Annotated in this window: 13 protein-coding genes; 10 read left to right on the forward strand and 3 right to left on the reverse strand. The window is 68.4% G+C overall.

Going from position 1 to position 13,681, the window contains the following annotated elements; translation table 11 throughout:
* The first annotated feature begins 326 nt into the window (after positions 1–326).
* From AC2YHA_RS13260 to AC2YHA_RS13270, 3 genes are all read left to right on the forward strand, one after another.
* Positions 327–1,637: a sensor histidine kinase gene (locus tag AC2YHA_RS13260; protein ID WP_487401958.1), complete on the forward strand. Its 1,311-nt coding sequence runs from the start codon at positions 327–329 to the stop codon at positions 1,635–1,637.
* Entirely contained in the window at positions 1,624–2,238 is a 615-nt protein-coding gene (gene fixJ / locus AC2YHA_RS13265) for a response regulator FixJ (protein WP_487401959.1), read from the forward strand. The genes AC2YHA_RS13260 and fixJ overlap by 14 nt, the downstream gene beginning before the upstream one ends.
* An 80-nt stretch (positions 2,239–2,318) precedes the next feature.
* Positions 2,319–2,978: a YoaK family protein gene (locus tag AC2YHA_RS13270; RefSeq protein ID WP_487401960.1), complete on the forward strand. Its 660-nt coding sequence runs from the start codon at positions 2,319–2,321 to the stop codon at positions 2,976–2,978.
* A gap of 43 nt (positions 2,979–3,021) precedes the next feature.
* On the opposite strand, the gene AC2YHA_RS13275 is transcribed toward AC2YHA_RS13270, so the two are convergent.
* Entirely contained in the window at positions 3,022–3,672 is a 651-nt protein-coding gene (locus AC2YHA_RS13275) for a DsbA family oxidoreductase (protein ID WP_487401961.1), read from the reverse strand.
* A 142-nt stretch (positions 3,673–3,814) separates the two neighbouring features.
* Here AC2YHA_RS13275 and AC2YHA_RS13280 point away from each other — a divergent pair, with 142 nt between their 5' ends.
* From AC2YHA_RS13280 to AC2YHA_RS13295, 4 genes are all read left to right on the forward strand, one after another.
* Positions 3,815–4,618: a universal stress protein gene (locus AC2YHA_RS13280; protein WP_487401962.1), complete on the forward strand. Its 804-nt coding sequence runs from the start codon at positions 3,815–3,817 to the stop codon at positions 4,616–4,618.
* A gap of 252 nt (positions 4,619–4,870) precedes the next feature.
* Positions 4,871–5,254, forward strand: a complete 384-nt coding sequence (locus AC2YHA_RS13285; protein WP_487401963.1) for a response regulator — start codon at positions 4,871–4,873, stop codon at positions 5,252–5,254.
* 143 nt (positions 5,255–5,397) lie between these two features.
* On the forward strand, positions 5,398–7,272 hold the full coding sequence (locus AC2YHA_RS13290; RefSeq protein WP_487401964.1) for a PAS domain S-box protein: 1,875 nt from the start codon (positions 5,398–5,400) through the stop codon (positions 7,270–7,272).
* Positions 7,269–7,892, forward strand: coding sequence for a response regulator transcription factor (locus AC2YHA_RS13295; RefSeq protein ID WP_487401965.1), 624 nt, complete (start codon positions 7,269–7,271; stop codon positions 7,890–7,892). The genes AC2YHA_RS13290 and AC2YHA_RS13295 overlap by 4 nt, the downstream gene beginning before the upstream one ends.
* A gap of 13 nt (positions 7,893–7,905) precedes the next feature.
* On the opposite strand, the gene AC2YHA_RS13300 is transcribed toward AC2YHA_RS13295, so the two are convergent.
* The gene (locus AC2YHA_RS13300) at positions 7,906–10,560 is read right to left on the reverse strand and encodes a bifunctional acetate--CoA ligase family protein/GNAT family N-acetyltransferase (RefSeq protein ID WP_487401966.1); all 2,655 of its coding nucleotides are present in this window, start codon (positions 10,558–10,560) and stop codon (positions 7,906–7,908) included.
* Positions 10,561–10,691: 131 nt separating this feature from the next.
* Between AC2YHA_RS13300 and AC2YHA_RS13305 the strand changes: the two genes are divergently transcribed.
* The 3 genes from AC2YHA_RS13305 to AC2YHA_RS13315 all read left to right on the forward strand — a co-directional run bounded on the left by AC2YHA_RS13305 (position 10,692) and on the right by AC2YHA_RS13315 (position 12,616).
* Entirely contained in the window at positions 10,692–10,835 is a 144-nt protein-coding gene (locus AC2YHA_RS13305) for a hypothetical protein (RefSeq protein ID WP_487401967.1), read from the forward strand.
* 11 nt (positions 10,836–10,846) lie between these two features.
* On the forward strand, positions 10,847–11,500 hold the full coding sequence (locus AC2YHA_RS13310; protein ID WP_487401968.1) for an NAD(P)H-dependent oxidoreductase: 654 nt from the start codon (positions 10,847–10,849) through the stop codon (positions 11,498–11,500).
* 465 nt (positions 11,501–11,965) lie between these two features.
* Positions 11,966–12,616 (forward strand): BON domain-containing protein, encoded by a 651-nt coding sequence (locus AC2YHA_RS13315; protein ID WP_487401969.1) that lies wholly within the window; start codon positions 11,966–11,968, stop codon positions 12,614–12,616.
* Between the two features lie 49 nt (positions 12,617–12,665).
* On the opposite strand, the gene AC2YHA_RS13320 is transcribed toward AC2YHA_RS13315, so the two are convergent.
* Positions 12,666–13,493, reverse strand: coding sequence for a universal stress protein (locus AC2YHA_RS13320; protein ID WP_487401970.1), 828 nt, complete (start codon positions 13,491–13,493; stop codon positions 12,666–12,668).
* Between the last annotated feature and the right edge of the window lie 188 nt (positions 13,494–13,681).

A 13,681-nucleotide genomic window follows, 5' to 3' on the forward strand; every position in this document is an offset into this window, starting at 1 on the left:
TCGTTTGCCGGTGTCCGGCCTCTATGATCCCGAGGCCAATGCGGACATTCGGATATTGACCCTACCGTGCGGCCCCTAAGGGCCTTACCGGAGGTGGGGGAGGATGACGTTCAGGTGCATAGCGAGCAGGCGGTTCCACGACGATTTCCCCTTCGGTTGGCGGTCTGGCCGTTACCGCCGCTGGTCGTGACGCTGGCGCTCGCCGCCGTGGCGATCGGGTTCGGCGCCGGCGTCCGGATCACCTTCGCGGAGCAGCTCGGGCCGCGGCGACCTATATCTTCTTCGTTCCGGCTGTGGTGGCGGTGAGCGCTCTGTCCGGCTTGCGCATGGGCCTTGCTGCGAGCATCGCCGGCGCGGCGGTCGGTCTGTGGTGCGACCGCTTGATCGGCCCGATCGAGGCGGGGAGCCTGATCGCGGCCGCGGCCTTCGTGGTGATCGGATGCGCGATCGCGCTCGGCGGCGAATGGTTCCAGCGCGCCCGCGCCCGAGCCGAGCGCGTCACCGCCGGTCTTGCGCGCCGCGAAGCGCACCTGCGCTCGATCCTCGATACGGTGCCGGATGCGATCGTGGTGATCGACGAGCTGGGTTTGATCCGCGACTTCAGCCCGGCGGCCGAGAGAATGTTCGGCTGGCAGGCCAACGAGGTCCTCGGCTGCAATGTCAGCATATTGATGCCCGATCCCTATCGCTCGGCACATGACGGTTATCTCGAGCGCTACTACCGGACCGGCGAGAAACGGATCATCGGCAAGGGCCGGGTCGTCGTCGGGGAACGCAAGGACCGCTCGACCTTCCCGATCGAGCTCGCCGTAGGCGAGATGCGGGCCGACGGGCAGCGCTACTTCACCGGCTTCATCCGCGACCTTACCGAGCGCCAGCAGGCGGAAGCGCGGTTGCAGGAGCTCCAGAACGAGCTTGTCCATGTGTCGCGGCTGACGGCTCTCGGCGAGATGGCCTCGGCGCTGGCGCACGAGCTCAACCAGCCGCTCTCGGCGATCGCCAACTATCTCAAGGGCACCCGTATGCTGCTCGAGCGCGTCGAGGTACCGCAGGAGCGGGTGGCCGATGCGGTGGAGCGGGCGGCGCGTGAAGCGCTGCGCGCCGGCGACATCATCCGGCGCCTGCGCGACTTCGTCGGCCGCGGCGAGGCGGAGCGCGCGGTCGAAAGCCTGCCGAAGATGATCGAGGAGGCGAGCGCGCTGGCGCTGATCGGCGCCAAGGAACATGGTATCCGCGTGCAATATGACTTCAGCCCAGAGATCGATCTGGTGCTCGCCGACAAGGTTCAGGTCCAGCAGGTCGTGCTGAACCTCGTGCGCAATGCCGTCGATGCGATGACCGAGTCGGCATCGGCGCGCCGCGAGCTGACGATCACCACCGAACCCGCCGACGCCGACATGGCGCAGGTGACCGTTGCCGACAGCGGGTCCGGAATCGATCCAGAGGTAGCCGAGCAGTTGTTCCAACCCTTCGTCACCACCAAGCGTGCGGGTATGGGCATCGGTCTGTCGATCTCGCGCACGATCATCGAGGCGCATGGCGGGCAGATCTGGGCCCGCGCGCGCGCGGGCGGCGGGGCGTTGTTCGGTTTCACACTGCCGCGCGTCGGCGAGGAGGAGCTGTATGATGGCGAGTGAGGCGATCGTCTATGTGATCGACGACGATGATAGCGCGCGCCACTCGCTGGAATTCCTGCTCGATTGCGCCGGGATCCGGGCCCGTTCGTTCGCGTCCGCCGATGCCTTCCTGGCGGCATCGCCGCCGCTGGCCGGCGCCTGTGTCGTGACCGACGTGCGCATGCCTGGCCGGAGCGGAGTCGAGCTGGTCGAGGAGCTCCGGCGCCGGGACGCCGCCGTTCCGGTGATCGTCATCACCGGTCATGCCGATGTGCCGCTGGCGATCCAGGCGATGAAGGCCGGCGTCGCCGATTTCATCGAGAAGCCCTTCGATGATGCGGTGATGCTGGCGGCGATCCGCAACGCACTGGCCCGGCGGGCCGGCGACGACCAGGCGCAGGCGGATCGCCAGGCGGTTCTGAAGCGGATCGCCGGCCTTTCCCCACGCGAGCGTGAGGTCATGGACAGCTTGGTGGCGGGGGAGGCCAACAAGGCGATCGCCTTCGATCTCGGCATCAGCGCGCGCACGGTCGAGGTCTATCGCGCCAATGTGATGATGAAGATGCATGCCAAGACGCTGCCGGAGCTCGTCCGGATGGTGACGCTCGCCCGTCTCTCGTGAAGGGGGGCGACAGGACGATGACATGCCGGCCGGCGCCAGCATGTTGCAGGACATCACCGCGCCGCTCATAGGATGACGGAATGGATCGCTACGACGGGCGGGTGAGACTGTTCGCAGCCGGATTGTCCGGCCTCGCCGGCTATGTCGACGCCTGCGGATTCATCCTGTCGAAGGGATTCTTCGTCTCGTTCATGAGCGGCAACTCGACGCGGCTGGCGGTAGGTATCGCGGAGGCGCTGCCGGATGCGCTGGCGGCCGGCGGATTGATCGTCGCCTTTCTCCTCGGCGTGACGGCGGGATCGCTCTACGGGCGGGCGGCGGGGGAGCGGCGGGCGGCGGCCGTGCTCCTCGCGATCGCGGTGCTGATCGCCGGCGCGGCCGTATCGGCGTCGGCCGGATATCTCCACGCCGCACTGGCGCTGACGGCGTTCGCGATGGGGGCCGAGAACGCGATCTTCGAGCAGGACGGGCAGGTCCGTATCGGCCTGACCTACATGACCGGCAGCATCGTCAAGCTCGGCCAAGGCCTCGCAAGCGCGATTTCGGGCGGCGACAGATGGGGATGGCTGCCTTACCTGCTGCTCTGGGGCGGGTTCGTCGCCGGCGCGGTCTGCGGAGCAGCGACCGCGGCGAACGCCCAGTCCGCCGCGCTCTGGATCGGCAGCGCCCTCGCGTTGCTATTCTCCGTCTCGGCGGGCCGCATCTTCGACACCGGCCGTAGCCGCCAGTCCGCTCGCTAAGGTATCGGCGGAACGAAAGGTCTGCGGTTTCCAGTCAGGGGCCTTATGCGCCTTCGGCCGCGATCTGGCGCAGTGCCTGCTCGAAGGCCTCGGGAGGCTGGCCGCCCGAGATCAGATATTTCTCCTCGATGATCACCGCCGGCACGGCACGGACGCCGCGCGCCTGCCAGAGGCGCTCGGCATGCCGGACCTCGTCGGCATAGCGGCCTGAGGTCAGCACCTCGCGTGCGGCATCGCCGGCGAGGCCAGCCTTCCCGGCGGCCGCGACGAGGACGTCGGCATCGGACGGATCCTGCCCCTCGGCAAAATAGGCTTCGAACAGCGCGTGCTTGAGCGAGGCCTGGCGCCCTTCGATTGCGGCCCAGTGGAGCAGGCGGTGCGCGTCGAAGGTGTTGTAGATGCGGCTGTCCTCCGAGGTGTTCATGCGGAACCCCACCGCCGCAGCGCGTTGCCGGATCGTTTCGCGATTGGCGACCGATTGCTCGCGTGTCGCGCCGTATTTGCGGGCGACATGCTCGACGATGTTCTCGCCGTCCGGCGCCATGCCGGGATTGAGCTCGAATGGCTGGAAAGTGATCTCGGCGTCGATGAGGCCGGCAGTTCGCTCCAGCGCCTCCTCGAGCCCGCGCAGGCCGATAATGCACCAGGGGCAGGAGATGTCGGAAACGAAGTCGATCCTCATCGGCTGGGCCATCAAGCAATCCTTTCCCGTAAGCGCCTATGCGATCTAGGGTGCCGGGAACCTGATTTCATCGGTAGCCGATCCGTAACATTCCGCATGGGCCGCATTGCGCGCTGCCCATAGCCTCGCCCGTGCAATTCGCAGGAGGCGAACCATGAAGAATGTCCTTGTCCTGATGCATGACGATGCCGGCCAGGAAGCGCGGTTTCAGGCGGCGGTGGATCTCACTCGCGCGCTCGACGGGCACCTGACCTGCATCGATATCGCGATCGCGCCGGTCTTCGTTGGCGACTATGCCGATTGCGGCGGCACCGCATTGCTGATGGCCGACGAGGAGCAACGCGAGGGCGCCAATCGCACGCGCATGGAAGCCCGGCTCAGGGTCGAGGGGGTGCCCTATGACTGGATCGATGAGAAGGGATTCCTCACGCCGTGCGTATGCGACAGCACTGCCCTTGCGGACCTGGTCGTCCTCAATCGCGAGCTCGATAGCATTCCCTATCCGGACATGCGCGAGCTCGTCGGCAACCTGCTGGTCAAGACCGGCCGGCCGATCGTCGCGGTTCCCGAGAATGCGACGGGGTTCGACGCCTTCGGCCATGCGCTCGTCGCCTGGGACGGTTCGGAACAGGCCGAGACGGCGCTGCGCGCGGCGGTGCCGCTACTGCAGCATGCGGGGACGGTGACCATCGTCGAGGTCGACGACGGCTCGATCAGACTGCCTGCCAGCGAAGCGGCCGAGTATCTCTCCCGGCACGGCATCAAGCCTATAGTCCGGCGCGAGAGCGCACGCGAAGACATCCCGAGCACCGTGCTGCTCGACATGATCGCGGCGGTCGGCGCGGCATATCTCGTGATGGGCGGCTTCGGGCATCGTCGATTCATCGAGGCCGCCTTCGGCGGCGTCACCAAGCGCATGCTGAAGGAATGTCCGGTGCCGCTGTTCATTGCGCACTGAGGCGGAAGAGCGCGAAGGCGCCGGCACGACGATGTGCCGGCGCGAGAATGGGGCGATCGTCGGCATGGGCGCCACCGTCGAAGGTGGGCGCCCTCGGCGACCGCGGGGGATGCTGCTGATGGGGCTCGGTTTCGCTAATGTTGCCTGCGAGGCGATACGGAAGATTACGGATCGCCGGCGCGGCCGGCGATCGCCTAGGCCTTTCCCGACTTGTCCGACCTCCGCGGGCGGGCTTGTAAAAGGCGTGGTCGAATGACTCCCGAGAATGCGCCCGCACCTCACCTCGTGCTGATCGAGGACGATGCTGCCGTGCGCCGCGCCTTGCAGCTGCTCCTGCGCGGCCAGGGCTATGAGGTTTATTCCTTCTCCGAAGCGGCGCCCGCGCTGGCGGATGCCGCGCTGTCGGGCGCTAGCCATGTCGTGATCGACTATGCCCTGCCGAGCACCGACGGCATCACCGTGTTACGGGCGCTCAGAGCGTCAGGCTGGCGCGGCGTCGCCGTGCTGATTACTGCCTTCTATTCGCATGCGCTGCAGTTGCAGGCGAAGGCCGCCGGCTTTGCCGCAGTGCTGGCGAAGCCGTTCCGCGACGATGCGCTGATCGATGCGCTCGCCGAGCCTCAAACCGACGCATGAGCGGGCCCGCCTCAACCGATGTGCAGCCTAGGGTTTGCTCTGTTCCTGAGGCTGCATCGCCATGCTATGATCCGACAACCGATGCGGGGACCTCGGCCGTGTCTGGTCGCGCACGGCGGGCGCGCCGGATCGGGGAGGGGCCCTTGACCGACGCCCGCACCTCGTTCGCACGCGATGCCGTGTCTGCCTGCGGCACCGCAGTCGCTTCGGTTGCCATCGCGGCGCTGGTGCGGTGGGCGGCGCGCGACTGGCTCGACGATCGCGGTTATTATCTATTCTTCACGGTCGCGGTGCTGGTGACGGCGGTCCTCGCCGGGCCGTGGCCGGCGCTGGTCGCCGCTGCCCTGTCGGTGGCGCTCGTCTACCTGCTCGGCTGGGCCGAGGGGCCGATCGCCCCCTTCGAGCTTGCCGCCTTCCTGCTCGCGGTGGCGGTGATCGTCGGCGTCGCCGCCCATATCGCTGCTCTGCGCCGCCGCTGGCGATCAAGCGAGCAGACCGCCGCGCGCCGTGCGGCGCGCGCCGACGACCTCGCCGATACGCTCAACCTCCTGATCGACGGCGCGACGAGCTATGGCATCTACATGCTCGATCCCGAGGGGCGGGTGACGATCTGGAACAAGGCGGCCGAGCGCCTCAAGGGGTGGACCGAGGAGGAAGTGCTCGGGCGGCATTGCGCGATCTTCTATCCCGAGCCGGCCGTGGCCGCCGGCAAGCCGCAGCGGGATCTCGCTCGCGCCCGCGCCGAAGGCCGGTTCGAGGGAGACGACTGGCGGGTGCGCAAGAACGGCTCGGAGTTCTTGGCGCACGTCACGGTCACCGCGCTCTACGACGATACCGGCGCGCTGCGCGGCTTCGGCAAGGTCATCCGCGACGTCACCGAGGAGCGCGCGGCCGAGCGCCGCAACCAGGCGAGCGCGTCGCAGTTCCGCTCGATCCTGGCAACTGTCCCCGACGCGATGATCGTGATCAACGAGACGGGCAGGATCCTGTCGTTCAGCACGGCGGCCGAGAAGCTGTTCGGCTATGCCGAAGCCGAGATCGCCGGCCAGAACGTCAGCCGCCTCATGCCGTCGCCGGATCGCGACCGGCACGACGGCTATATCCAGCGCTATCTCGCGACCGGCGAGCGGCGGATCATCGGCATGGGGCGCACGGTGATCGGCGAGCGGCGCGACGGCTCGACCTTCCCGATGGAGCTCTCGGTCGGCGAGGCGGTCACCGAGGGCACGCGGGTCTTCACAGGCTTCATCCGTGACCTGACCGAGAAGCAGCGGGCGGAGGCCCGGATCGAGCAGCTGCGCTCCGAGCTGGTGCATGCGGCACGGGTGAGCGCGATGGGCACCATGGCGTCGACGCTCGCGCACGAGCTCAATCAGCCGATCACGGCGGTGGTCACCTTCGTCCGTGGCGTGCGCAACCTCCTGCGCGAGGATAATCCCGACGATCGCGCGATGATCGAGGAAGGCCTCGATGAGGCCTATGAGGAGGCGCTGCGCGCCGGCGGCATCGTGCGCCGCCTGCGTGAGTTCGTAGGGCGCGGCGAGATCGAGAAGGAGATCGGCTCGCTGTCCGCGATGGTCGACGATGCCGCCAAGCTCGCGCTGATCGGCGCACGCGAGAAAGGTATCGAGGCGCATGTCGCCCTCGACCAACGCGTCGACAGCGTGCTCGTCGACCACATCCAGACGCAGCAGGTGCTGATCAACCTTATGCGCAACGCCATCGAGGCGATGGCGGACGCGCCCGAGCGCGTCCTCATCGTCTCGAGCGCGCCCGACGAGGCGGGGTTCGTCCGCGTCACGGTGGCCGACACCGGCCCCGGCATCTCGTCCGAGGTCGCCGAGAACCTGTTCCGCGCCTTCAGCAGCACCAAGAGCGGCGGCATGGGCCTCGGCCTCTCGATCTGTCGGACAATCGTCGAGGCGCATGGCGGACGCATCTGGATGGAGCCGGGCCCGGAGGGCGGCTCGCAATTTCACTTCACGCTGGTTCGCGCGGACATGGAGGCGCCAATATGAGCGACAAGCCAATGGTTCACGTCATCGACGACGAGGAGAGCGTCCGCCGCGGCGCGAGCTTCTTCCTCAAGACATCGGGCTATGCGGTGCGCACCTGGCCTTCGGGTGTCGCGTTCCTCAAGGAGGTCCGGCATGTGGAGGTGGGCTGTATCCTCCTCGACATCCGCATGCCGGAGATGGACGGCCTCGAGGTTCAGCGCCAGCTCAACGAGCGGGGCATCACCATGCCCGTCATCGTGCTGACCGGCCATGGCGACGTGGCGAATGCGGTGACGGCGATGCGCGCCGGCGCGATTGACTTCCTCGAGAAGCCGTTCGACACCGACGCCTTGCAGGATGCGATCACGCGGGCGCTCGCGCAGATCGCCTCCGAGAAGGACGTGATGGTCCGAGCGGCTGAGGCCGAGGTCGTGCTCGGAGCGCTCAGCGATCGGGAGCGCGAGGTGCTCGAGGGACTTGCCCAGGGCTATCCCAACAAGACGATCGCCTATGACCTCGGCATCTCGCCAAGGACGGTGGAGGTCCATCGCGCCAACATCATGACCAAGCTCAAGGCGCGCAGCCTTTCGGAGGCGCTGCGCATCGCCTTCGCCGCCGGCATGGGGGAAAGCCGGGCCTGAGGCGGCTCGGCGGTCAGTGCATGGTCACGCGCCGCCGGACCAGGACCTCGCTTGCGTCGTCGGTCGCCGGGACCGGCTTGAACCCCATCTCGCGCTCGAGCGCCAGCGCGGCACGGTTGTCGCGGCTTTCGAGCGACTCGACGGTCTCGATACCCTCGGCGGCGGCGTAGCGCATGACGTGCCCGACGAGCGTCCAGCTCACCCCCTTGCCCTTGTAGCCTTCCCGCACCGCGAGCGCGAGCTCGGCGCGGCGGTGATCGGGATCGGTCGCCAGCATGGCGCTGGCAACGACGACGTCGCCGGCAAAGGCGAGGAAATTGATCGTCCGGGCATAGTCGACCTGGCACATCGGCACGAGCTGGTCCCGGCCGACGCTTTCCCGCCCGGTGAGGAACCGGAACCGCAGGTCCTCGCGGCTCACATGCGCGAAGAGATCGGCAAGCAGCGCTTCGTCCTCGGGAACGACGGGGCGCACATGCAGCGCGATACCGCTCCTGGTGGTGAGGTCCGCGGTCCATTCGACCGGCACCGGCCGGATCGCCAGCCTCGACCGGCGATCATCGCCGAACAGGCGCCCGCGCGCGTCGAGCGCGATCACCCCATCCGCCGAGGCGATCAGCGGGTTGATCTCGAGCTCGGCGATCTCGGGAAAATCGACCGCGATCGCCGACAGCGCGTTGAGCACGCGGACGATTGCCGCGCGATCGGCGGGCGGGACGTCGCGATAGCCCTTGAGCAGCCTGCCGATCCGGGTGGCGTCGATCATATCCTCCGCGAGCCGGTCGTCGAGCGGCGGCAGGCCGAGGGCGCGATCGGCGATCACCTCGACCGCCTTGCCGCCGGCACCGAACGCGAGCACCGGGCCGAACGTCGGATCATTGACGAACCCGGCTAGCAGCTCCTGGCCGTCGCCGATCGGCACCATGGTCTCGACCTCGAAGCCGCTGATCGAGGCCTCGGGATGGCTGTGCCGGATCCGCGCCGTCATCTCCCGCGCCGCCCGGGCCGCATCCTCGCCGGTGGCGAGGTCGAGCCGGACGCCGCCGACGTCGGACTTGTGGGGCAGCTGCGGGGACACGAGCTTGACCGCATAGGGCGGCGCAAGATCGGCCGCTGCCGCCGTTACCGCATCGGCGGTCTGGGCAAAGCGGATGGCGTTGATCGGCACGCCATAGGCGGCCAGCAGCACCTTGGCCTCGGTCGCATTGAGATTGGTCCGGCCCTCCGGGCCGGCGGAGGCGATCGCGGCGGTGGCGCAGGCCTTGTCGGTCGCGGCGATGCTGACGCGCCCCGGCGCCCTGAGCAGCGCCTCCTGACCGAGATGCGCGCGCAGCAGATAGCCGAACCCGCGCACCGCGTCGTCGGAATTGTCGAACAGCGGGATGCCGGCCTCGTCGAGTATCGCGCACACCGCATTGGCGTTGGCGCTGCCCATCCAGCAGGCGATGACCGGCTTGCGGGCGGGATTGCCCGACTTGACCGCGGCGGCCAACGCCGCGGCGATCTCGGTCCCGGTCGCCACAGCGGTGGGGCAATGGATCACCAACAATGCGTCGACGCCCGGATCGGCCAGCGCGGCCCCGGCCGCGGCCGAGAAGCGTTCGGCCCGGGCGTCGCCGACCACATCGATCGGATTGCCGCGCGACCAGGCGCGCGGCAGCACGGGCTCGAGCGCGGCGATCGTCTGCGGCGCAAGCGTCGCCAGCGTGCCGCGCTGGTCGGCCAGGGCATCGGCGGCAAGCACCCCGGCTCCGCCGCCGTTGGTGACGATCGCGAGCCGGTCGCCGCCCTGCGGCCGATGGCGACACAGCATCTGCGCGGCGTCGAACAGATCGGTGAGGCTGTCGACCAGCACGATGCCGGCGCGGGCGAACGCCGCCGCATGGACGTCATAGTCGCCGACCAGCGCGCCGGTGTGCGAGATCGCCGCCTTGCCCGCGGCGGCGCTCCGGCCCGCCTTGATCGCGATCACCGGCTTGATCCGGGAGGCTGCGCGAGCGGCGGACATGAACTTCGCCGGTGCGGTGACGCCTTCGATATAGAGCAGGATCGCGTCGGTCGCCGGATCGGCCGCGAGCATGTCGATCAGGTCGCCGAGGTCGACGTCGGCCATGTCGCCGGCGGAGATCACCGCCGAGAATCCGACATGCTTGTCGACCGCCCAGTCGAGCATCGCCGTCACCAGCGCGCCGCTCTGCGACACGAAAGCGAGCCGGCCGGGCGCGGCTGATCGCGGCGCGAACGACGCATTGAGCCGGACATGGGGGAGCAGCACGCCAAGACAGTTGGGCCCGACGATACGCAGCAGGTGCGGTCGGGCCGCCGCGAGCATCGCGTCGCGGAGCATGGGGTCCTGGAGGCCGGCGGAGAGCACCACCGCGACCTTGACCCCCTTGGCGCCGAGCTCGCCGATGATCCCGGGAACGGTGTCGGCGGGGGTGACGATGATGGCGAGGTCGGGCGCCTCGGGCAGCGCGTCGATCGAGTGGACCCACCAGGTCTTGTCGAGTTCGACCCGCTTGGGGTTGACCGCGAAGATCAGGCCCTCGAAGCCGCCGTCGATGATGTTCTCGAGGACGCGCTCGCCGAGCGAGCCGGCACGGCTGGAGCCGCCGATCACCGCGATGCTGCGCGGGTGGAACAGGACGTCGAGGCTGCGGACGGTCATGGCATCGCTCCCAGTTTTTTTGGCAGCCGTGATTGAGCACCGCCGTGGGGCGGTCCGCGATAAGTAGAGAACCGTATGTCGGTGAGTGACGCGATCGAAGAGGCTGGCGCCATCGATCGCGGAGATGTCCCATGATTCACATACTCAGCGCCTTTGCCCCCCGCGCCGCGGCCGTGCTGAGCCGGCAGCCACGCGTCGCCGTCGGCCTATCCGGCCTCGGCGGCGTCATGCTGACCGGCGTGCTCGCCCGCCTCGTCCTTCACCTGCCGGCCTAGGAGGACGGACGATGTCGCAGGTTCCGATCCGCCATCTCGTCGTGCTCGGGCACCCGGCCCCAGGGAGCTTCAACCATACGGTCGCACAGACCTATTGCGAGACCGTCGAGGCCTGCTGCCAGCAGGCCGAGGTTCGCGATCTCTATGCGATCGGCTTCGATCCGCTGCTCAAGGCCGACGAGCGGCCGGCGGGCGATCGCTTCGAGCCCGCGCCCGATGTCGCGGCCGAGCTTGCCCTGCTGCGGGAGTGCGATGTGGTGACGCTGATCTATCCCTTGTGGTTCGGCATGCCGCCGGCGATCATCAAGGGCTATATCGACCGTGTGCTCGGTGCCGGCTTCGGGCCGGACCGCATCAAGAACGATCTTCCCCACCCGATGCTCAGGGGCAAGCATCTGATGATCCTGAGCTCGTCGGCGACCACGCGTCCATGGCTCGAGGAACACGGACAATGGGTATCGCTGCGCCAGGCCTTCGACACCTATCTGTCGACGATCTTCGCGTTCGCGAGCGACGACCACGTCCATTTCGACGCGATCGTCCGCGGAACCAAGGCCCAATATATCGAGGAATGCCTCGAGCAGGCGCGTGGGCGGACCCGCCTGCTCTGCGCGAAGCTGCTGAACGCCTGGCACCGGCGCGAGCAGGCGCACGCCTGCCATTGATCACGGTGCAGGAGCGGTCTCAGGCCGGCACCGGCCATCGGCGTCGCGGGGCGCGGGGGATCGTCGGCAAGTCGATCATCACCGCCGTGCCGCGCTGCGGATGGCGAGCCGGCCGCGTGCCACGGTAACGAAGTCGCATACGAGGCCGAAGCCGGTGCCGTAAGCGCGGGGCCGGCCGCCGCCCTCCCGCAGTCTGCCAAGGTCCTGGCGCCCCATGCGGTATCCGTTGTCGGCGACGATCAGGCGGAGCCGGCCGCTTCGGCCCCGCAGCGGGTGCGGATGGTGCCGCCGGCGCTGATCGCACGCTTGCTATTGTGCTCGCCTATGCCGCCGCGACCGAGTTTGCCAAGCGCCGCCTCTACGCGCAGGCCACTAAGCAACACTCCTAGTTCTCGCATCCACCGCGGCGCGCAAGAGTCGGCGGCCGAGCGAGGAAGCCCGACGCTTCGGATCAGGAGACGGCATATGAAAAGCGACAGCCAGCTGCAGCAGGACGTCATCGACCAGCTGTCCTGGGCTCCCGACGTGGAGCATGGCCATATCGGCGTCACCGCGCGTGACGGTGTGGTGACGCTCATCGGCCATGTTCCCGGCTATACGATGAAACTTGCGGCCGAGCGTCTCGCGCGCTGCGTCAAGGGCGTGAAGGCGGTGGCGCAGGAGATCGATGTGCGCCTGCCGGGCGAGCCCAAGACTTCGGATGACGAGATTGCGGGGCGGATCGTGCGAGTCTTCGCATGGGACTCGCGCATTCCCGAGGACAAGATCACGGTCAAGGTCGAGAAGGGATATGTGACGCTTACCGGCGAGGTCGAGTGGAACTACCACAAGCAGGCCGCCTACACGGCGGCCGGCCGTATCGGCGGCGTGCGCGGCGTGGCGAGCTACATCACCGTGCAGCCGAAGCCCGCACCGGCTGACGTGCACGAGCGCATCCTGGCGGCGCTGAAGCGCTCGAGCGAGGTCGATGCGAGCACGATCACCGTTCGCGTCGACGGCGGCAAGGTCATGCTCGGCGGCGCGGTGCGCGGCTGGAATGAGCGTCGTACGGCGGAGGCGGCCGCGTGGGCGGCGCCCGGCGTGCTCGCGGTCGAGGACGAGATCATCCTCGCGTGAACCCCGGCTCCCGGCCCGCCATGCGAGCCGGGAGCGCTCGCACGCGCCTTCAGTGCGAGAGGAGCACGGGAACGATCGCGTTCGACAGGAGATCGCGCGTCACCCCGCCGAACGCGGTCTCGCGCAGGCGCGAATGCACATAGGCGCCGACGACCAGCAGATCCGCCTGCCGCCGCCGGGCATGATGCTCGAGCATCTCGGCGACGCGCGACCAGTCCCCTTTTGGCAGCGCGAAGGTCGACACGTCGAAGCCGTGCCGGACGAGATGGCGCTGAGCTTCGGCAACGGTGGCGAGCGCGTTGGCGTCGCCGGGATTGGCGCCGACGGTGACGATCTCGATGCGGGCTCCAGGTTCGGCGATCGCCACCAGGTCGTGCACGGCGCGGTTCGCTTCGGGAGACGCCTTCCAGCCGATGATCGCATGGCGAATGCGGCCGAGCGCCTTCTTCGGGGGCAGCAGCAATAACGGCGTTCCGGTCGAGAGGAGCAGGGTGTCGAGCACGCGGCGGCGCAGCCACGGCACCTCCCAGCATTCCTCCGTGCCGACCACGCAGAAGTCGGCGAGCGGCCGGCTCAGCCTCAGATCCTGCGGGATCCACGCGACGTCGTCGCGAAGCCCGTAGACCTCGACCGGACAGGTCGCCTCGGCGACGATCTTTCGCACCTCGGCCAGGCGCGCCTCCTCGTCGCGGCGAAGCTCATCCTCGGGAAGGTAGAGGGCGCCGAGCGGGGCGAACTCCGCAGCCAGCAGTGGCCCGGCGGAGAGGGTGACGACCTCGCAATAGGCGCCGAAGGTTTCTCCGAGCGCGACCGCCGCCTTCAGGAAGGACTCGGCCCGTTTCGCGTTGTCGATGACGAACAGCAGATCCTTGATCATGACTCGCTCCTTTCGCCTGCGGAGCGAAGCGCCAATGCGGCGGCGACGCGCTTGGGAATGTTCCTTAGTGGCGGCGCCGGCGCGGGCGCTCCCGCAAGGCCTCGGTACCTTAAGCGCCGCGACTACGGGCAATTGCGCATTTCCGGACGGCCGCGCCTGGCGAATCCTCTCCCCGACCGATCGAGGGA

This window comes from Sphingomonas sp. SRI_018 (assembly GCF_057586275.1).

Bases quoted from the DNA above. Each gene is read 5' to 3' on its own strand.
- AC2YHA_RS13260 (WP_487401958.1), top strand. From the start codon at position 327: ATGGGCCTTGCTGCGAGCATCGCCGGCGCGGCGGTCGGTCTGTGGTGC.
- fixJ (WP_487401959.1), top strand. From the start codon at position 1,624: ATGATGGCGAGTGAGGCGATCGTCTATGTGATCGACGACGATGATAGC.
- AC2YHA_RS13270 (WP_487401960.1), top strand. From the start codon at position 2,319: ATGGATCGCTACGACGGGCGGGTGAGACTGTTCGCAGCCGGATTGTCC.
- AC2YHA_RS13275 (WP_487401961.1), bottom strand. From the start codon at position 3,672: ATGGCCCAGCCGATGAGGATCGACTTCGTTTCCGACATCTCCTGCCCC.
- AC2YHA_RS13280 (WP_487401962.1), top strand. From the start codon at position 3,815: ATGAAGAATGTCCTTGTCCTGATGCATGACGATGCCGGCCAGGAAGCG.
- AC2YHA_RS13285 (WP_487401963.1), top strand. From the start codon at position 4,871: ATGACTCCCGAGAATGCGCCCGCACCTCACCTCGTGCTGATCGAGGAC.
- AC2YHA_RS13295 (WP_487401965.1), top strand. From the start codon at position 7,269: ATGAGCGACAAGCCAATGGTTCACGTCATCGACGACGAGGAGAGCGTC.
- AC2YHA_RS13300 (WP_487401966.1), bottom strand. From the start codon at position 10,560: ATGACCGTCCGCAGCCTCGACGTCCTGTTCCACCCGCGCAGCATCGCG.
- AC2YHA_RS13305 (WP_487401967.1), top strand. From the start codon at position 10,692: ATGATTCACATACTCAGCGCCTTTGCCCCCCGCGCCGCGGCCGTGCTG.
- AC2YHA_RS13310 (WP_487401968.1), top strand. From the start codon at position 10,847: ATGTCGCAGGTTCCGATCCGCCATCTCGTCGTGCTCGGGCACCCGGCC.
- AC2YHA_RS13315 (WP_487401969.1), top strand. From the start codon at position 11,966: ATGAAAAGCGACAGCCAGCTGCAGCAGGACGTCATCGACCAGCTGTCC.
- AC2YHA_RS13320 (WP_487401970.1), bottom strand. From the start codon at position 13,493: ATGATCAAGGATCTGCTGTTCGTCATCGACAACGCGAAACGGGCCGAG.